Source organism: Paenibacillus sinensis, assembly GCF_019904155.1.
GTDB lineage: Bacteria > Bacillota > Bacilli > Paenibacillales > Paenibacillaceae > Paenibacillus_AQ > Paenibacillus_AQ sinensis.
This window is the reverse complement of sequence record NZ_JAHCMB010000117.1, coordinates 17657-36845: the sequence shown is the minus strand read 5'-3', so window position 1 is coordinate 36845 and position 19189 is coordinate 17657. Positions and strand designations below refer to the sequence as shown.

The window sequence follows — 19189 nt, the reverse complement described above, 5'->3', positions numbered from 1 at the left end:
CCCGGTTTGCATTTCCCTCGGCTTCTTCAGCTTCTTCGACTTGTTCAGCTACTTTGGCATTCCCAGCCTCTTCAGCTTGTTTAGCCTCTGCGGCTTATTCGGCCTCTTCCAACCTCATTACCCATTCAGCTCTCAGCAGGCACGGCCTGCCAGCGCCCCCCGCCGGGGAGCGGGCAGGACCTCTCCTTCAGCTTCGCGACGACCGGGATGATGCAGCCGCATACCCGGCATGTAACGCCGCCCTCAAGCTTCGGACAGGTCCGGCATGCCTCCAGCCGTTCCTGATACATCGGTTCCGGAACACAGCGCTCCGAAGCGAACATCGGAGCTGCCAATATGCGGGCGATCTGCTCTTCGGTCACCCGGTATTCGTCACGGCAGGCTTTGCAGGCAGATTCCCTATTCATTCCTTCACCTCAGATTAATTCACGCTAGCTCCAGAGCGGTCACCGACATCGGCGGCAGCGTTACTGTCAGTCTACCCGCTGTGAGGGCAAACGCGCTGAACGGCTGCGGCTTCACGGCTTCCGGGTGTGCGAACGTATTATGCGAGTCGAGAGAGCTGCCCGCAAGTGTCATTCCGGTTACCTGCAGCGAATCTCCCGCCAGTCCGCGGATATCCAGCTCAACTTCAGAAGATGCCGAAGGGTTCAGGTTGCACAGGCTGATATGAACCTTGCCTTCACTGTCCTTCGAGGCGGTTGCGGAGACGGCCGGGATTTCCTGTCCGTTATAGGCATAGCTTCCGGCTTCCAGCGTCAGATCCAGATGCTCGGCGTCCTGATGCACCTTGTACATGTCGAACACATGGTATGTCGGCGTCAGCAGCATCTTCTCGCCTTCCGTCAAAATTACGGCCTGCAGCACATTAACGGTCTGGGCAATATTCGCCATGCGCACCCGCTCACTGTGGCTGTGGAATATATTCAGTGTAATGCCGGCCACCAGAGCGTCGCGGATCGTGTTCTGCTGGTACAGGAAGCCGGGAACGGTGCCGGGTTCGACATTATACCAGGTGCCCCACTCGTCAACGATGAGTCCGACTCGGCGCTCAGGATCGTATTTGTCCATGATCGTACTGTGCCGCGTAATCAGCTCATCCATCTTGAGGGATTTCTTCAGCGTGGAGAACCATTCGGTTTCGTCATAGCCGGTGGCATTCCCCTTATCCTCCCATGATTCCAGCGGAAGCGTATAATAGTGCAGCGTGATGGAATCCATGAAGCGCGAAGCTTCACGCATCAGCACGTCCGTCCAGTTGTAATCATCCGCGTTCGGGCCGCAGGCGATCCGGTGAATCTTGTTGTCGTCATAGTTGCGGACATACGTCTGATAGCGTCTGTACAAATCCGCGTAGTATTCCGGACGCATGTTGCCGCCGCAGCCCCAGTTCTCATTTCCGACGCCGAAATAGGTTACCGCCCAAGGCTCCTCATTACCATTCTGCTTCCGCTTCTCGGACATCGGCGATTCGCCGCCGAAGGTCAAATACTCCACCCATTCGGACATCTCCTGCACCGTTCCGCTGCCCACATTGCCGTTGATATACGGCTCGCATTCCAGCTGGCGGCACAGCTCCATGAATTCATGGGTGCCAAAGTGATTATTCTCCACCACACCGCCCCAGTGGGTATTAATCATCCGCTTGCGGTTCTCCTTGGGCCCGATGCCGTCCATCCAGTGATATTCGTCGGCGAAGCAGCCGCCCGGCCAGCGGAGCACTGGAATCCGGATCTGTTTAAGCGCATTCACAACATCATTGCGAATCCCGTTCGTATTCGGAATAGCGGAGTCCTCGCCAACCCAGATTCCCTCGTAAATGCATCTTCCCAGATGCTCGGAGAAATGCCCGTAAATATTCCGGTTGATTGTCCCTTTGCCGATATCGGCGTTAAGTACACCTTTCAGTGACATGAATGTAACATCTCCTTGATTAATATAATTATTAATTAATTTATATTTTACAAAATCATTATAGAGCGATTTCATTCGCAAAGTCAATTCATATATTAAATATATTTCTCCAAAAATGCGTAAGGGATTGCTTTAGCCCGTTCATTTGAGTAATATATTTATTAACGATACTTCCGAAAAGGCGGAATTCTATGAAACTCGATCTTACCGAACAATCACTGCCGGTCTACGAGGCCCTGGCCAGCCCGGTGCGCCTGCATATCCTCCGGCTGCTGACCGAACAGCCGATGAATATCAAGGAGCTGGCAGGCGCGGCCGGTCTGTCCAGCGCGATCATGACGATGCATGTCCGCAAGCTGAGCGAAGCGGGGCTCATCGAGACCCGGATGGCTCCCGGAAAGAGCGGGCTTCAGAAGATTTGCTCGCTTGCCGCAGCTTCCATTGAAATTCTGTTCCCGGCGGATTCTTCCTCTGTCCGCAAGAGCCACCGCGTCGAAATACCGATCGGCCATTACTCGGATTTCAGCATTGAACCGACCTGCGGTCTCGCCACAACCGGGCATGTGATCGGAAGCTTTGACGACCCCCGCTATTTCTGGGATCAGGAGCGGATTCATGCCGCGATTCTCTGGTTCGGCAAAGGCTTCATCGAATACAAGGCGCCCAACTTCCTGCTCTCCAGCCAGCAGCCCGAGGAACTGCTGTTTCGTATGGAAATCGCTTCGGAAGCGCCGGGTGTCAGCCAGGATTACCCCTCGGACATCACCTTCACGCTGAACGGCGTGAAGCTCGGCATCTGGACGAGTCCAGGCGATTACGGCGACCGAAGAGGGAATTTCACCCCGGCCTGGTGGCCGCAGCGCACCAATCAGTACGGCCTGCTCAAGCAGCTGAGCCTGTCTCATTCGGGCACCTATATGGATGGCGTGAAGCTGTCCGGGGTAACCCTGAAGGATGTCGATATCCGGCGGAAGGAATGGACCCTCCGCCTGTCCGTCGAAGATGACGCTGTGCATCAGGGCGGATTGACGCTGTTCGGCAAGGGCTTCGGCAATTATGACGAGCATCCGTCGATGGAGCTGTTCTATGCCGATTCAGGAGACAGCGAGAGCATCTAGCCGCCCTGGCGCACACAAGCGCCCCGTGCAGGGACCGGAGCCTATAGCTTCGGCCGCCTTCATCGGGGCGCTTGTCATTGACGGCACGGCATCGGAACCGGCCGGGCAGTTGCCCGGCACATCCTGAGCCGGGTCATTTTATTTTTTCCGGAACTTATTTAATATTTTTCTCCGGGACTTCGGAACTTGTTTTATTTTTCCAGGAACTTATTTTATATTTTTCTCCGCGCAGTAGGCCTTCCACTGCTTGATATACTCGGTCTGGATCTTCTCAAGCCCCGCCTGCTTCGCCTTCTGCATGAACGTGTCCAATCCCTTCTGCACATCGTCCACCAGTCCGGCTTGAAGCGGATACAAATACTGCTTCTCCACCTGCTCAAGCGCGGCCTTCTCCGCCTGGTAGGAGGTATAATCCTCTGCGAACCCGAGGAACAGGTCCGGCTTCTGTACTTTATCAAGCTCGTCGAAGATTTTCTTCACATTGTCGTAGGACGGCTCAAACAGCATATATTCCGGATTGCGCCAAGCCCAGCCGTTCATGCCCTCGCGCGGGAAGCCGTTGGTGTCGACGGTTCCGATCATTTTGTAGTAACCGTTATCCACCGAATAGTTCTTGCCTTCAATTCCGTATTCCGTCAGCTGGTTATAGCGTTTGTCGGTCACCAGCTTCTCATAAAAGGCCAAGGCGCGCTCGGGGTTCTTGCTGTTCTTCGGAATGGCGAAGCCGTTATGGATCGGGTGCACCGGCGTTGCGAAGCCTGTGACTCCGGCGTAAGGCGTATAGCCCAGCTCCCAGTCGGGATGCGCCGACTTCATCTTCTGGTTCGTCTCATTGAAGCGGTTCGGGTTATCGCCGATCATGCTGGCGGCTTTGCCCGCGATGACCGGATCGTTCAGCGTATCCTTGATATTCAGCACGTTCTTGGGAATATAGCCTTTGTCCTGCCAGCTCTTCATCAGCTTCAGCTCTTCCAGATGCTCCGGCGATCCCCAGTACGAGTAGGCGTTGGTCGGGTCGTCGTATTTAATGCCCACACCGTAAGGCACCCCGGAATAGACTTGGCCATGCAGCTCGGCCCAGGCGTAGTGAAGAGCGCGGATATCGCTGTTCAGCGACATCGGCAGCATATCCGGCTCGTTCGCCTTGATGCCCGCGAGATACGCTTCAAAGGTCTCCAGATCCTTCGGCACCGGCAGATTGTATTTCTTGCGCAGATCCTCCCGGTAGACGAAGCCGCCGGTTACGTATTCTTTGTAGGTGGCCGGCACGGTGTAGATTTTGCCGTCGACCTTAACGGCGTCCCACATGTCCTGGGGAACGAACTTCTGAAGCTCCGGCGCAGCCTTGGGCAGCAGATCATCGAGAGCGAGGAAAGCCCCCTTCTTCGCATACGCCTGGTACTGGGTCCAGTCGGCGGTGAAGATCAGGTCGATTGACTGGCCTGTGGAGAGCAGCAGCTTGTATTTCTGGTCCCAGTCCGTCCAGGTTGTGTAATTGAATTTGACGGTAGCGTTCAAATCTTTCTCCGCCATTTTATTAACCTCGGCCTCGATGACCGAGAGGTCTTTCGGCGCATCGCCGAGCATGTAGAACTGAAGCTCAACCTTCTTCGACGTGTCAATGCCCGAGGAAGACGCAGTTTTCGTGTCTCCTGCCGGAGCTGCCGTTCCTGGCGAATTTCCATTGGAAGCGCTACCGTTATTGCCGCCACAGCCGGCGACCAGGCTCAGGGCCAGCGCCGATGTCAGCAGCATGGACATGCGCTTGCGTGTTTGAATGGTCATTGTTAGAATCCTCCCTTTGTGATTATACCTCTATGTCAGCCGGATTGCCCCCCTCGCCTTCCGGGGGAGGGACTGTCCGGTTCTAACCGCTTGTGACTTTGATTGTTGGACCTTCAGCCCTTAACCGCCCCGATCGTCAGCCCTTTAACGAAATAGCGCTGAACGAACGGGTACAGGAAAAGAATCGGGCCGGTCACGATAATCGCCATCGCCATCTTCATCGACTCGGTCGGAATATCCCCGGCCAGCGAAACGCCGCTGCCCGCCCCCATCTGGGCCATAAAGGTCGCCGAGTTGATAACGTTATACAGATAAAATTGCAGCTGGTATTTCGCGGTGTCATTAATGAACATCGAGGATGAGAACCAGTCATTCCAATAATTAAGCGCCAGAAACAGCCCTACGGTGGCGATACCCGGCATAGCCAGCTTCAGCACAATCTGCCAGTATATCCGGAAATCCCCCGCCCCGTCGATCTTGGCCGATTCGAACAGCTCTTCGGGAACGGCTGATTTGATAAAATTTTTCATCAGAATGATTAGAAAAGGGGTCATCAGTGCCGGAATAACGAGCGCATTATACGAGTCCATCCAGCCGAGATACTTCGTGATCAGGATGTACCAAGGCACCAATCCGCCGCCGAACAGCGTCGTGAAGTAAATATAGAAAGAGAAGCCATTGCGGTAGGTGAAATCTTTGCGCGACAGCACATACCCCGCCATCGTCATGCAGAACAGGCCAAGCCCCGTCCCCAGAACCGTAGCGGAAGCGGTGACACCATAAGCCCGGAATACCTTCTGTGGAACCTGAAACACCGTCTTGTAGCCTTCTAGCGAAAAATCAGTGGGAATGAGATGATACCCGTTCCGGATAATCGCCTCATTGCTGGTCAGGGACGCCGAAATAATGAGCAGAAAGGGCAGCAGGCAAGCCAGCGACACCAGCACAATTATGCAGTAGGACAGCACCCGGAAGAGCCGGGTATAGCTGTCGTCTTGAATCCTCATAGCCTCGTTCCTCCTAAAAGAGCGCGTAATCGTCATTGATTTTACGAATAATGTAATTCACCGTCATGATCAGCACGAAACCGAACAGGGACTGGTAGAGGCCGGCGGCCGTGGCCATCCCCATATCGAACGTCACCTTCAGCGAGCGGTACACATAAGTATCCAGAATATCCGTCGTATTGTAGAGCACCCCGTTGTTGCCGATCAATTGATAGAACAGGTCGAACTGTCCTTTCATAATGCTGCCGAGCGCGAACAGAAGCAGCACGATGAACGTAGATTTCAGCATGGGAACGGTGATATACCAGATCCGTTGAAAAATATTGGCGCCGTCGATTTTGGCGGCTTCATAATACTCGTCGCTGATGCCCGTGATCGTCGCCAGGTAAATGACCATGTTGTAGCCGAGATTTTTCCACAGAAAGAAGAGAATAATCAGAAAAATCCACACCCACGGCTTGTTGTACACATCCACCGGCTCTGCCCCGAGGGAGGTCAGCAGCGTATTAAAGAAACCGTTATCATAATTAAAGATGTTATAGACGATAACGCTCAGGATGACGAAAGAGACGAAATAGGGCAGGAACATCACGGATTGCGTAATTTTCTTGAACCATTTCCCCCGAAGCTCGCTCAGCAGGATGGCTACGGCGATGGCGAGCACATGCCCGAGTACGATAAACGCGACATTGTAGCCGATCGTATTCAGCGTCAGCTTCAGCAGCGTCCCGGATTTCCAGAGAAATTCGAAGTTCTGCAGGCCGATGAATTTGGCGTTGAACAGCGAGGTGTTGAAGTCGTACTGCGTGAATGCGTAGTAAATGCCCACCATCGGAAAATAATTGAATACGAGGAAAAACAGGATGGTCGGCAGCAGCATCAGATACAGCACCCGGTTCTTGACCAGGTCATACAGAAAGCCTTTTTTCCTGCGGGTCAAAAGCGAGCTGCGGGACTCCCGCTTCAACGGCGCTGACGACACCGGCGCACTGACCGTTCCTCCTTGCGAAGTTTGATTCAAATCGGTTCACTCCTTTTTTATTCGTTGTTGCAGCATGGGTGAAGGCGCTGTCTTATGGCCCCACTATAATCCGGGAGGCGATCCTGCGGGAAGTGGAAAGTAGCGATATCCCTGTACAAAACGGCAGTATGGGGTGTGAACAATTCGAACTTTGCTGTCCGGAACCGAATAACGGGTGCTGTGTACAGGCATTTACAGCCAAAAAAGCGCCCGCGAAATCGCGGGCGCTTCAGGTATCGTCTAAACCTATGGATAAATTTCGTTGGTGTGATAAGGCAAACTACAGGGCATTTACATTTACCGCTCCGTATTTGCGCATGCGGATGCGGTAAATATGCGGCGTACCGAAGGACTTCATGTAAGAGGTGTATTCTTCGGTCGCGCTCTTCGGCAGCAGCGCCATGATAACACCGGCGAATCCGCCGCCGTGAACACGGGTTGCGCCAGCGCCGATTTTCTTGATGAACAATTCGGTCAGCGCAAGGGAAATCGTTACCCCCTGCTCGCCCGGAGCCGTGTTGGAGTAGCAGTTCTGCAGCCATTTCCAGGAGGAATTGCCCGATTCGGTTACCAGACGGAGGAAATCCTCCGGACGATCTTCTTCCAGCGCCAGGATCTGCTGGTCGACACGGTTATTCTCTTCGAAGAAGTGAAGGGCACGAAGCACCGCACGGTCGCCGGCCTTCTCTCTTACTTCTTCCAGACGTCCCAGCAGATCGTCCAGCGTCACTTCACCCAGAACCTGGGCTCCGAGGACACGGGCTGCCGCTTTCATTTCTGTCGGAATCGAGGAATATTCCTCGCTGAGGTCGGCATGGTTCGCGCCCGTCGGGACGATCAGCAGATCGTAATCCTTGTCGATGGCTTCAAAATCCACGCCCTTAATGACCGGATTGACACTGTCTTTAAAATCAATCGTAATGAGGCCGCCGTAGCCGCAGGCGATTTGGTCCAGCAGGCCCGACTGTTTGTCCCACTTGTTGTTCTCGGCGTACTGGCCGATTTTGGCGCGGATTACGATATCCATCTCGCCTTTGTTATAGAAATCATTCAGAATTTCGCAGATCAGCATTTCGAAGGAAGCGGAGGAGCTGACGCCCGCTGCGCTGATAACGTCGCTTGTGATGCAGACGCTGAATCCGCCGATGTTGTAGCCGAATTTCTCGAAGCCTTCCAGGATGCCATCAACCAGCGTGTAGGTTCCGGATTGCTCTTCGCCCTCGCCTCTATGGTCAAGGTCGATGACGAAGTCTGTGCCATAGTCCAGACTCTTGATGCTGACTTTGCGGTCGTCTGTCTTCGCGGCGACGCCGACACAATCCATATTGATACTGGTTGCAATGACCTTGCCCAGGTTATGGTCGGTGTGATTGCCGCTGATTTCGCTGCGGCCCGGCGAGCTGAACAGATAGACATCGCCTTCCGCATAGCGGCCCTCGTAGGCGTTTACAAGAGAAGCGTATCTTTCACCTTGGCTCTTCAAAGTATCGGTATTGTCTCCGTAGAGCTTGATCAGCTTCTCCTTGAAATCTTCACTTTGTATTAATTGAATCGTATCAGCGATTGACGGCACGTAGCATTCCTCCATACATGTTAATTCAGTATCTTAATGAACCAGCAAGCTCAACCAAAGGATACCGCAAAATCCGGTTTTGGGCTATGGAGAAACGTTACTTTCTCATGGAATATTATGACCATTGGCTGGAGATGGCATCCCGGAAACCCGCATTGTATCTGGATTTAATTAAGATACCGCTCCGGCGTTCCCCCGTCAAATGTCGGATTTGGATTCGGGCGGCATCGGCTTCTTTTCCGCTCAATAGAGATTATCGAAGTCCCTGTGTGGAGTACATGAAACGAACAATGCTTTCGGCCGTCTTCTCGATATTCTCCCTGCCCTTCATTAACGCCTCTTCAATCGAACCGGCCTCCTTCATAATGCCAAAGACGGAATCGATTCCTTTCTCGTACAACATCTCAATATCTTCGCCAACTCGGCCTGCCAAAGCGACCACGGGCTTATTATGTTTCTTGGCTACGGCCGCCACGCCCAATGGCGTCTTCCCGTATTGCGTTTGAAAGTCGAGGCTTCCTTCCCCGGTCCATACCATATCCGCTTCTTTTATCATTTCCTCAAGGCCCGTATATTTGATGACCAGATCAACACCTCTATGAAGCCTTCCGTCCAGGAAGACCATCAGACCGTAACCCAGTCCACCGGCAGCGCCGGCGCCCGGCACATCCATCAAGTCCTTTCCTAACTGTTCCCTGATAACGTTCGCGTAATGATTCAGACTCCGGTCCAGCTGCCCTGCTGTCTCGGCGTTTGCTCCCTTCTGCGGACCAAACACATAAGAGGCTCCCTCCGGCCCGCACAGTGGACTGGTCACATCGCAGGCCACTTCAACTTGAACCTCCAGAAGCCGGGGATCAAGCCCGGTGAGGTCAATTCGGTCCAGCTGTCCCAGTTCGCCGCCCCCATAGCCGATTTCTTGCCCATGCTGGTCAAACAGCCTGCCGCCAAGGGCTTGCAGGACTCCGGCGCCGCCGTCATTCGTCGCGCTTCCGCCGATTCCGATCAGCAGCTTCTTTACGCCACGGTCGAGACAGGCTTTAATCAGTTGGCCCGTTCCGTAGGTCGTGGTTACAAGCGGATTTCTTGCGGCAGGCGGAACGAGATGGATGCCGCTTGCGCCGGCCATTTCCAGCACACCGGTCTCGCCGTCTCCGAGAATGCCGAAGCAAGCCTCCACTTCACCGCCAAGCGGACCCGTTACGTTCATCCTGAATACATGTCCGTTCGTGGCGTCGACCAGCGACTGCATCGTCCCTTCTCCGCCGTCGGCCATCGGAACTTGGATACAGGTGATATTCGGATCGACTTTTCTGATTCCCAGTTCCATGGCGTCGCAGGCTTCCTTCGCTGTCATGCTCTCTTTGAAGGAATCGGGCGCCAGAACGAATACCAAATGTTTTTTCATAAATCAGCTCCACCTTGTCGTACGGAATCAGCCTCATCCGCGATTTGACTCTAGTTTAACCGATTCGCCTAGGAGGCGGAAGAAACGGTTAATCTGAATGTACTGAAAGCAATCCCTGTGCAAACAACCGGCAGGATGTATAATAGGTAGAAAAAAACTGGATAGGAATGTTGCCCTCTATGCTCCTTACACTGAATCGGCGGCTGAACCGCATGATGCCGCTGATTACGCCAACCAGCATTTTGATCGGCGTTCTGCTCGGCGGACTGCTGTCCCCGTATACGTATCTGTCTCCCTGGCTGTTTGCCTTCATGACCTTCGCCGGAAGCATCAGCCTCGGCTTCAAGGATTTCCTGAACGTCCTCAAGAAGCCCATGCCGATGATCGTCTGTCTCTCCATCCTTCATCTAATCATGCCCTTGATCGCCCTCGGCGCCGGACATCTCGCTTTTGCAGGTGATCCCTACACCATTACCGGTCTGATTCTCGGCGCGGTTATTCCTACAGGCGTCAGCAGCTTCGTCTGGGTCAGCATCTATCGCGGCAACATCGCCATGACGCTGTCGATCATCCTGATCGACACGCTGCTAGCCCCGTTCATCGTGCCGGGAATCCTCTCGGTTCTCGTTGGGGCGGATGTGCATCTGGATGTGATCGCGATGATGAAGAGCCTGCTCTGGATGATCGTCGCCCCCTCTCTGCTCGGCATGCTGCTGAACGAATGGACCAAAGGGTCAATCGCGCCGGTCTGGGGCCCGAGATTCAACCCGCTATCCAAGCTGTGCATGGCTGCCGTTGTCATGATTAACGGGTCCGTCGTCGCACCCTATTTGACGAACTTCAACTGGAAGCTGCTCGGACTCGCCGCCCTCATCATCGGCTTGTTTGCCACCGGATACTCGCTCTGCTTCCTCTTCGCCCGGATGCTGGGGTGGAACGAAGGCGACCAGGTTGCGCTCATCTTCAACGGAGGCATGCGCAACATCAGCGCAGGGGCCGTACTTGCCGTCTCCTACTTCCCCGCCCCGGTCACCTTGCCCGTCATCCTTGGCATGGTGTTTCAGCAGGTGATGGCCTCCGTCGTCGGGCTGCTGCTGGACCGAAGATCAAGAGCCGGTTCGCCTTTGCCCAACGATAATCATCTGCACGCATCTTGATGGCATGGTAGGGCGATGGACGGGAAATACAAGATCAGTTTTATGCGCGAAGCTGATTGTTCCCGATGTCAGCGGCTTGGCTCCAAGGATGGTTACTAACTGCCCCTGTTTCAAAAAAATCGCATAGCCACCGCTATACAAGCGGGACTATGCGAATTTAGCCGGAGGTTCCTATTCAATTTCTATTGACCGTTCATCACTTCATACCTGTTGCGCTTCATACCTGTGGTGGCCGCGTCAAGCCTGCTCCGGACCCAGGAATCGGATGGCCAGTTCCCTGTAGAAGGTAATGGACTCCATATAGGCGTCAATATCCACCCACTCATCCGGCTGATGGGCTAGCTTCTCGTCGCCGGGACCGTAGATCAGGATGGGCGGCTTCCCGTCATGATGCAGAACGGAGCCGTCCGTATAATAGGGGACACCTTTCAGCTCCCCGCGCGATTGACCTGTTAAATCCAACGCCGCCGTGATCAATTCATCATTCGGATCGGTATAGACCGCGCTTCTGTCCAGCAGCAGCTCCATTTCATACCGGTATTGCGGATTCAGCTTCTTCATCCCGTCAAGGCTGATCTCGATCTCCTCCATCAGCAAGGCATGATCCTGGGGCGGAACAGTACGGATATCAACGTCAATGATGCAGCGGTCCGGAATGACATTGGTCTGCACCCCGCCTTGAATCCGGTTGACGGACAGGCTGCCCGTGCCGAGAATCGGATCGCTCGTTCTCCACTCCAGAGCGTGACGGTGGAGCAGACCGATCAGCTCCATCATGCCCTCCACCGCATTCAGCCCGAATTCGGGCATGGAGCCGTGGGCGCTTCTGCCAAACAGCGTAATGCGCAGCCACAGCGCCCCTTTATGGCCGAGCGCCACTTTGCCTGAGGTAGGCTCCCCGATCACGATTCCATCCAGGTCCCGGGTGCTGTGCCGATCCAGATACATCCGGGCACCGCAGCTGTCCACCTCTTCCCCGGCTGTCGCCAGGAACAGGAGGTCTCCGTCAAGCCGGATTCCATCCTGCCGCAGAGACATCATGGCCAGCAGCATGGCAGCCAGCCCGCTCTTCATATCGGAAGTGCCTCTGCCGTAAATCCGGTTGCCGCTGATATCGGCGCCGTGGGGAGCATATTGTCCGGCCGAAGCCGACCAGGGACTTACCGTATCCATATGCCCGCAGAACATCAGCCGTCTGTGTCCGCTCCCCTTAAGCGCCGCCGTCACATTGCTGCGCTTCGAATCCAGAGGGACGATCTCGCAGGGGATTCCGGCTTCATTCAGGAACGGCTCCAGCACTACCGACAGCCGGTGCTCATTGCCGGGAGGATTACAGGTATCGACGGCGATCAGTCTTTGCAGAAAAGGGATGGCGAACTCCCGGCTGCGGACATCTCTCATCGCTTAAATCCCCTCCAGCACTTGCAGCTTCAGCGGAGTCACCTTCCAGCCGTTGACCGGCGCAAGATCCTGCGAGCAGGCGGACACTGCCACAACCACATCGTCTAGCGCTTCCAGCATGACATAATCGCCCGGCTTGGACAGGGGAGGCTCAATAACATAATCGCCGTTGTCGTCCAGCACATTGTTCATGAACCAGTTGATCGGGTCCGGAAGCTCCGTATAGCCGAGTCTGTATGGCTTGAGCGCTTTTTCCAGATTATCGTGGCAGTTCGGATGCTCCTCCAGATCGAAATCCACTTTATACCGGTAATAGTCGCAGGCGGGGAAGAAAAAATCATGCTTGCCGACCGTATCTTTGACCAGTGTCATCAGCGGCCGCCGATGATTGCTGTACAGCCCGTCCCCTTCCTTCAGCCGAATGCTGCTCAGCGATGATCTCATATGGACAGGAGACACATGTTCTCCGGGATTGCCTTGGTTAAAGCAGACGAAATCACCCACCTGCTGTCCTTCCATATCAATAATGCATAGATAATGGCCCTTGGGCACGACGACGGCCCGTCCCTCATAAGCGGGTATGATAACCTCTTCCTTCAGTCTGGTTCTCAGCATTGCTCTTCCTTCTTTCCGTATCCCCCGATCCGCTCTAGTCGATCAGCACAGCGACCGCCCGGACAGGCGAGCCTGTGCCTCTGCGGATTTTCAAGGGGAGTCCAAAATAGAGAAACCGTTGATTGACAACCTCGTCCAGCCGGCACATATTCTCCGTATTTGTCATTCCGTATTCCCGGCAGATCAAATGGCCCGCATAGCTCATGTCCGCCGGATTATCGATGGACGGAGCGTCAACGCCGATGTTGACCACACCCTGCTTCGCCAGCCATTCCCCGGCGCCGTAGTCAAGGCCCGCATGACGTGTCAGCCACTCTTCCTTGCCGTATGACCTTGTATAATGCCCGGTGTGAAGCAATACGATATCGCCCCGTTCGATAAACAGTCCCGAGCGCTTCAATTCCTCCTGCAAAATGGAAGCCGTAATGTAGGAGTCCGGCGATACATGCGAGACATCCAGACAGATCGCGGGTCCGTAAAAATACTCCAGCGGCATCTCATCAATCGTCTTGCCGTTGCGGTCATATTCGTAGATCGCGTCGCTATGCGTCGGTCCATGCTCATTAATCAGCAGATTATTGGTGGCAAATTCAAAGCCGAGCTTCTCCTTGCTCTCCTCATGCGACATATTCGGGAAGATCATCGTCTTCTGATGCGGAGGAAAGACCGGCATGCCCTGATAAATTTCCTGCGACAGATCAATCAATCTCAGCCCCATGACCATCTTCCTTTACTGTAAAATAGTCGGCAGCTTCTCGAACTTCTCCGCATCGATCAGTCCGAGATCGGTAATCTTCCACTTCGGACTGGTTACGAGGGACAGAAAGCTTAGATGCATGAACGGAACATGCAGCGTACAGCCCAGTTCTTCCTTCGCCAGTCGGTGAAGCTCAGATACAGCCGCGCTCATCTCCTTGCCGGTCAATTCATCGGACATCAGCCCGCCGATGCGCAGCGGCAGATCGCCGGTCACCTTCCCGTCCTTGATCATGCAGATGCCGCCGTTCATGGCGATTACGCGGTTGACGGCCACCTTCATATCCTCATAATTGGTTCCGGTGACGATAATGTTATGCGTATCGTGGGCGATGCTCTGGGCGATGGCCCCTTCGCGCAGCTTCATACCGCGCACGAACGTCCGGCCAATCCGGCTGCTGCGGCCATGTCGTTCAACGACAAGCAGCGGCAGAATATCGCTCGCGACATCAGGCTGGACGACGCCATCCTTCACCCTCAGATCGACCTCCAGCGCCCCGGTCAAATTCTGATCGGGAATCACTTCAAGGGCGCGGGCTTTGACTTGCGTTCCTTTCGCTTCGATATATAGGTCCTTCACCGTAACGGGTGAACGCTTCACCGACGACTTCACGGACGCCGGATACGTATAAGAAGGAATATCGAGCAGCAGCTCGCCCCGCGCCGCCGTCTTGACGCCGCCGAGATATACGCTGTCGATGGACATCTGCTGCAGGTCGGAGATAACGGCGATATCCGCCCGTTTACCCGGCGCAAGAATCCCGATATCTCCGAAGCCGAAATGAGTCGCCGGATTGATCGTAACCATCTGGATCGCTTCCACCGGATCAATCCCCTGCGCGATCGTTCTGCGGACGATGTCGTTCATATGACCGAGCTTCAGCAGATCCTCCGGGACCATATCATCCGATACCAGAATGGCCCGGCGCGAATCGACGCCTTCCTCGGTAATGGCGCGGATGCATTCCGCCATATTGCGCTGGGAGGAGCCTTCCCGGATAAACACGCTAACGCCGTAGCGGAGCTTCTCCATCATCTCTTCCTTGGTCGTCGTCTCGTGGCAGGAGACATGCGTTCCTCCGCCGATAATATGGGCGGCCAGCTCCTTGCCGAACAATCCCGGCGCGTTCCCTTCCACCGTCTTCCCGATGCTCTTCGCATACACGACGGATGCGATCAGATCATCAATAAGGGGAGAGGCATGGTTGTAGACCGGCATGACATTGCTGAATCCCTGGATTTCGCCGATGCCCTGTACGTAAGGATCATTCAGCAGCTCCTTCATGTCTTTGGAATTGATCTCGGCGCCCGCCGTTTCCAGACCCGGCGCATCCGGCGTCAGGCACGGAACGGTATAGAGCACCCGGTTCGGGAGGCTCCGCGCCTCGTCGATCATCGCCCGGATGCCGGGAACCCCGAGTACATTTCCGATTTCATGGGGATCGGCAATCAGCGTTGTCGTTCCTGTGGGAATCGACAGCTTCGAGAATTCGGTCACCGTCAGCATTGCGCTTTCAAAATGCATATGGGAATCGATAAAGCCCGGGCTGATAAATTTGCCTGCTACCTGCTCAACAACCGTATCCGGGCCGATCAGGCCAGAGCAATCCCCGACCATGAGAATGCGTTCGCCTTTGACCGCGACATCTCCCGGGTATATTTCTCTTGTAATGACATTGATGATGAATCCGCCGCTGAGCACCAGATCGGCATAGCTGCCGCGATCCAGCAACGTATCGATCAGCCGCCGGTATTCCAGCGCTTCCTTGATTCTTGTTGGTTCCACTTGGATCAGCCCCCTACTGTTCACTATCCAGACTGTCTATGATGCCGACGATCGCCGCGTCGACAGGAGCGCCTTCATTCGCAATCGCTCTTGCGGCCATGCTGCCCACCACAAAAATCACCTGCTCCCCTACTCCCGCTCCTACGGTATCCACCGCAATGATGGGAGTTCCGGTCAAAGTCCCGTCAAGCCGGATGGGTTGAGCGATCAGCAGCTTGGTGCCGACAAGCCGCTCATCTTTTCTGGTTGCGGTCACTCGCCCGATCACTTTTCCGATTTGCATCTACATCGTCTCCCCATCCCGCGCCTGCAGGATCTGTATTCCGTATTGTGCCGCCAGGTCGCGGGCAAGCGGCGTTATGATCGAACCTCGTCCAGGCTTCAGTTCCGTAACGCCGCTTGACACCGCCGACAGAATATCCTCTCCGGCAATCAGTACCTTCTTCTCACTGCCGCTGGCGATCCAATCCTCTATGACTTCGCTGCCCAGCAGCGTAATTCCATAACTCCGCAGCGTCCCCAGCATCGCTGCCGCTTCATGCCTCATCGCAGGCGGCATGGACAAGCCGCGCGCCATCCATTCCGGACCGCCATCCTCAGCGCCTGAACGAAGGGCGGCGACTTTCTTGCCCGAGCACAGGCCCTGAAGGATCATCCGCACGATAGACGATTCGTCATCCAGCCTGGAAATCCGGGACATTAAGGAGAAGGACAGCACCGGGATGAACAGATACTGAATATTGGAGGCCAGCGGCAGTTCCATGCCGGCATGATCGCCGGGATTGCGGTGATTGCCAGAATTGCCGGAGTTTCCGAGAACGCCGGGATTGCAGGGATACCCGGGACCAACGGAATTTCCGGGGTCACTGGAAATTCCAGGAACGCCGGAATCGATTGCAATCCGGAAATTCACCCCCGGCTCCAGGAAGTCATCCACTCCGGTTGCTAATGCAATCTCTCTCCGTCCAAGAGATTTCCCCATAGCAGGGTCAATGCAGAGCTGAAGCCTCAGCTTCATCCCGGCAAGCCGCCGAACAGCGGCCAGGCCTTCCTCCATCCCGATCCAATGATCGGTTAGGAGTACCAGTACACGGGGATACTGCATGTCCAGCTCCGCTTCCCTGCCGCGATACAGCATTTCGGCGGCGGTTCGTACGGCGAGCGTGCTAGATGAGGATCGCATAACGCGACCTACGCTTTAATGCTCGACAGAATTGCTTTTTCCACTTCGCTGTGAGGTCTTGGAATGACATGCACCGAGATCAGCTCGCCTACCCGCTTGGCCGCACTGGCTCCCGCATCGGTAGCCGCTTTAACCGCGCCTACATCTCCCCGCACCATAACGGTAACAAGACCGAAGCCGATTTTTTCATACCCGCAAATCTCTACGTTGGCCGCTTTGACCATCGCATCCGCCGCTTCAATTGCTCCGACAAGCCCCTTCGTTTCGATCAATCCCAAAGCTTCTCCCATTTCCAATTCCTCCCGTTTCATTAATGATTCTGCATGCAGGCTATGTTCCAGGGAACTTAGGCCGCCTATGATGTTTACATACTGCTATTTCAGCTCACATGTTCTATGCCAGCTTACATACTGCGCTTCAGTTCAAAGGCTGCTTTTTTCGGCTAACATGCTGTTATTCCATCTCATATGCTGTTATCCGCCTCACAAGCTGAGCATCTATTGTGCTCGCATGCTGCTAGTTGGTTCACACACTGCTATTTGTCTCACACACTGCTATCCGGCTTCGGCGGAGTTTGTCTGCCCGGCCCTGACGGCCGCTTCTTGACCTCGGCTGCGGAAGAATCCGGCTCAGCGATTTGAGCCTGCGCCGGCTGCTCCGCTGGGAACACTTCAAACCGCGACAGCATCTTCGTGACGACATCGCTGTGGGCTCTTGGAATGACATGCGCGGAGACTACCTTGCCGATTCGCTCGGCCGCCGCTTTACCGGCCTCGACCGCGGAGGCGACAGCCGCCACATCCCCGCTGAAATGGATGGTCACACCGAGCATCCCTCCCACTCCGATAACTTTTTCCACAGCTTCAATCGTGACATCTGCCGTCTTCAGCGCAGCGTCCGCTGCCGAGACGGCGGTTGTAAATCCGATCGCTTCAATAAGTCCCAATGCTTGCTGCATCAGCTAATCCCTCCTTCCGTAATCAGGCATAAGGCTCTATCAGCTTTCCGAGCAGCGCCGAGGCTTCCGACAGAACTCCCCGCTCTCCGGTAAGAATCACGTATTCATCTGCAATGCTGATCTTCACCCGGGGACTCATGCCCAGCTTGAGCGCTCTGTCCAGGAGTGCAACGCTGCGGTACCGTGAAATCCCCTCCAGAGCGGCGACTGCATCGCCTCGGGAGATATTCAAATGCTTTATCAGAATTGGCGAGGGTTCAAGAGCGATATAGCTCTGAATCCGGCGGCTCGCATTACGCTCGCATTGATCGTACATGCACTGAAGCGCGCTTCGGATATCGGATGAAGCCTCGCCGGTAAGCACGGCTTGAAAAGCTCGCTCGCCATCCAGCTTCCAGTTAATCTCCACATCGACGCCGGAAGCGACGGAGCATCCATCCAGCAGGAATAATTGCCCGGGCCGACAGCGGTCCTCGGTGATAATTCCGGCGGATTTCGCCGAAGAGCGGCGGATGCCCAGCTCCCCGAACAATTCGGGCTGCAGCTCCGGGTAATACCAGAAGTCCATCCCGGCGCAGCTTCGGCCTAGCATACCGGATTCATCCGGAGCAGCCGCAGTATCCGCGCAGACTGCCGAGCACTCTTCCCGGCTGTTCCCCTGAACCAGGGACATCCGCATCAAGGGCGCCAGCGATTCCTCAATGAAATCGCGAGTCAGCAAAGCCGCGGATGCAGCGGCAGAAGCCGGAACCGCCGGGACCTTGGCGGCCACAGGCGCATCTGCCAAATGAGACGCGAACGCAGGTAATGATGACGCATGCGCAGGCACGAATGCTGCCGCAGGCGAACCGGCCGAAGCCGGTACAGATGCAGCCGTCAGTACTGCCGCTGCTCTTCCATTACCGCCTGAGGCTGAACCTGTCACCATCCCCAGCCCCGCTTCTAACGCCGCATCTGACACCGAACCGGCTGCCAAGCCTGTCACCGATCCGGTCACCGCGCCGAGACGCTGCTCCTTCCGGTCCCGCTGGTAATTGGGACGGCTGATGCCCGGTACGGCGGATGTGCTCCGCGCGCCCGGATTTTGCCGGGAAGGCTCATTGCCGCGAATCAGGTCCTGACGTCTGCCGGCCCCGCCGCGATTCGAGTCCTGACGTCTGCCGGCCCCGCCGCGCAGCGCCTCCTGCACAATTTCCTTCATAAAATCCGACACCGCCCATCACCTCCTAGAATAAAATTTTGGCAAGCTCGGGATGAGGACGCGGGATAACATTGCAGGAGATCAGTTCTCCCCCCGTGCGCTCATAGGCGGTCTTCCCGGCTTCCACCGCAGCTGTCACAGCGGCGACATCGCCTTCCACGACGACAGCCACAAGGCCCGAACCGACGACTTTCATATCGATCATCTTGACGGTAGCGGCTTTGCACATCGTATCCAGCGCCTCCATTGCCGCGACAAGTCCGCGGGTTTCAATCAGGCCGATGGCTTCCATAACAACGATTCACC

Annotated in this window: 19 protein-coding genes; 2 read left to right on the top strand and 17 right to left on the bottom strand. The window is 55.3% G+C overall.

From position 1 onward, the window contains the following. Positions 1 to 125: 125 nt before the first annotated feature. Both KIH86_RS11955 and KIH86_RS11950 read right to left on the bottom strand, forming a co-directional pair. Positions 126 to 407: a DUF6171 family protein gene (locus tag KIH86_RS11955; protein ID WP_223086180.1), complete on the bottom strand. Its 282-nt coding sequence runs from the start codon at positions 405 to 407 to the stop codon at positions 126 to 128. 19 nt (positions 408 to 426) lie between these two features. After that, positions 427 to 1914: an alpha-N-arabinofuranosidase gene (locus KIH86_RS11950; protein WP_223086179.1), complete on the bottom strand. Its 1488-nt coding sequence runs from the start codon at positions 1912 to 1914 to the stop codon at positions 427 to 429. 191 nt (positions 1915 to 2105) lie between these two features. On the opposite strand from KIH86_RS11950, the gene KIH86_RS11945 reads away from it, so the two are divergent. After that, positions 2106 to 3032 carry an ArsR/SmtB family transcription factor gene (locus KIH86_RS11945; RefSeq protein ID WP_223086178.1) on the top strand — a complete coding sequence of 309 codons (927 nt, stop codon included), beginning with the start codon at positions 2106 to 2108 and terminating at the stop codon, positions 3030 to 3032. A 207-nt stretch (positions 3033 to 3239) separates the two neighbouring features. Here KIH86_RS11945 and KIH86_RS11940 read toward each other — a convergent pair whose 3' ends face one another. The 5 genes from KIH86_RS11940 to KIH86_RS11920 all read right to left on the bottom strand — a co-directional run bounded on the left by KIH86_RS11940 (position 3240) and on the right by KIH86_RS11920 (position 9826). Further along, positions 3240 to 4817: an extracellular solute-binding protein gene (locus KIH86_RS11940; RefSeq protein ID WP_223086177.1), complete on the bottom strand. Its 1578-nt coding sequence runs from the start codon at positions 4815 to 4817 to the stop codon at positions 3240 to 3242. A 113-nt stretch (positions 4818 to 4930) separates the two neighbouring features. Next, a complete protein-coding gene (locus tag KIH86_RS11935) occupies positions 4931 to 5824 on the bottom strand; it encodes a carbohydrate ABC transporter permease (RefSeq protein ID WP_223086176.1) in 894 nt (297 codons plus the stop codon). Between the two features lie 13 nt (positions 5825 to 5837). Further along, a complete protein-coding gene (locus KIH86_RS11930) occupies positions 5838 to 6704 on the bottom strand; it encodes an ABC transporter permease (RefSeq protein ID WP_223087623.1) in 867 nt (288 codons plus the stop codon). A 421-nt stretch (positions 6705 to 7125) separates the two neighbouring features. Continuing rightward, complete coding sequence (locus tag KIH86_RS11925; RefSeq protein WP_235775383.1) at positions 7126 to 8433, bottom strand: galactokinase; 1308 nt, start codon at positions 8431 to 8433, stop codon at positions 7126 to 7128. 238 nt (positions 8434 to 8671) lie between these two features. Next, the gene (locus tag KIH86_RS11920; RefSeq protein ID WP_223086175.1) at positions 8672 to 9826 is read right to left on the bottom strand and encodes a glycerate kinase family protein; all 1155 of its coding nucleotides are present in this window, start codon (positions 9824 to 9826) and stop codon (positions 8672 to 8674) included. A gap of 179 nt (positions 9827 to 10005) precedes the next feature. On the opposite strand from KIH86_RS11920, the gene KIH86_RS11915 reads away from it, so the two are divergent. After that, the gene (locus tag KIH86_RS11915) at positions 10006 to 10983 is read left to right on the top strand and encodes a bile acid:sodium symporter family protein (protein ID WP_223086174.1); all 978 of its coding nucleotides are present in this window, start codon (positions 10006 to 10008) and stop codon (positions 10981 to 10983) included. Between the two features lie 237 nt (positions 10984 to 11220). Here KIH86_RS11915 and KIH86_RS11910 read toward each other — a convergent pair whose 3' ends face one another. From KIH86_RS11910 to KIH86_RS11865, 10 genes are all read right to left on the bottom strand, one after another. Beyond that, positions 11221 to 12384, bottom strand: a complete 1164-nt coding sequence (locus KIH86_RS11910) for a M20 family metallopeptidase (RefSeq protein ID WP_223086173.1) — start codon at positions 12382 to 12384, stop codon at positions 11221 to 11223. 3 nt (positions 12385 to 12387) lie between these two features. Then, positions 12388 to 12999 carry a DUF1989 domain-containing protein gene (locus tag KIH86_RS11905; RefSeq protein WP_223086172.1) on the bottom strand — a complete coding sequence of 204 codons (612 nt, stop codon included), beginning with the start codon at positions 12997 to 12999 and terminating at the stop codon, positions 12388 to 12390. A 34-nt stretch (positions 13000 to 13033) separates the two neighbouring features. Then, the gene (locus KIH86_RS11900; protein WP_223086171.1) at positions 13034 to 13717 is read right to left on the bottom strand and encodes a cyclase family protein; all 684 of its coding nucleotides are present in this window, start codon (positions 13715 to 13717) and stop codon (positions 13034 to 13036) included. Positions 13718 to 13729: 12 nt separating this feature from the next. After that, a complete protein-coding gene (locus tag KIH86_RS11895; protein WP_223086170.1) occupies positions 13730 to 15541 on the bottom strand; it encodes an adenine deaminase in 1812 nt (603 codons plus the stop codon). 13 nt (positions 15542 to 15554) lie between these two features. Then, on the bottom strand, positions 15555 to 15824 hold the full coding sequence (locus KIH86_RS11890) for a EutN/CcmL family microcompartment protein (protein WP_038697435.1): 270 nt from the start codon (positions 15822 to 15824) through the stop codon (positions 15555 to 15557). Next, complete coding sequence (locus KIH86_RS11885; RefSeq protein ID WP_223086169.1) at positions 15825 to 16724, bottom strand: hypothetical protein; 900 nt, start codon at positions 16722 to 16724, stop codon at positions 15825 to 15827. Positions 16725 to 16732: 8 nt separating this feature from the next. Then, on the bottom strand, positions 16733 to 17014 hold the full coding sequence (locus tag KIH86_RS11880) for a BMC domain-containing protein (protein WP_038697438.1): 282 nt from the start codon (positions 17012 to 17014) through the stop codon (positions 16733 to 16735). Positions 17015 to 17268: 254 nt separating this feature from the next. Then, on the bottom strand, positions 17269 to 17682 hold the full coding sequence (locus KIH86_RS11875; protein WP_223086168.1) for a BMC domain-containing protein: 414 nt from the start codon (positions 17680 to 17682) through the stop codon (positions 17269 to 17271). A 22-nt stretch (positions 17683 to 17704) separates the two neighbouring features. After that, on the bottom strand, positions 17705 to 18895 hold the full coding sequence (locus KIH86_RS11870) for a hypothetical protein (protein WP_223086167.1): 1191 nt from the start codon (positions 18893 to 18895) through the stop codon (positions 17705 to 17707). 13 nt (positions 18896 to 18908) lie between these two features. Then, the gene (locus tag KIH86_RS11865; protein WP_038697442.1) at positions 18909 to 19175 is read right to left on the bottom strand and encodes a BMC domain-containing protein; all 267 of its coding nucleotides are present in this window, start codon (positions 19173 to 19175) and stop codon (positions 18909 to 18911) included. Positions 19176 to 19189 lie beyond the last annotated feature (14 nt).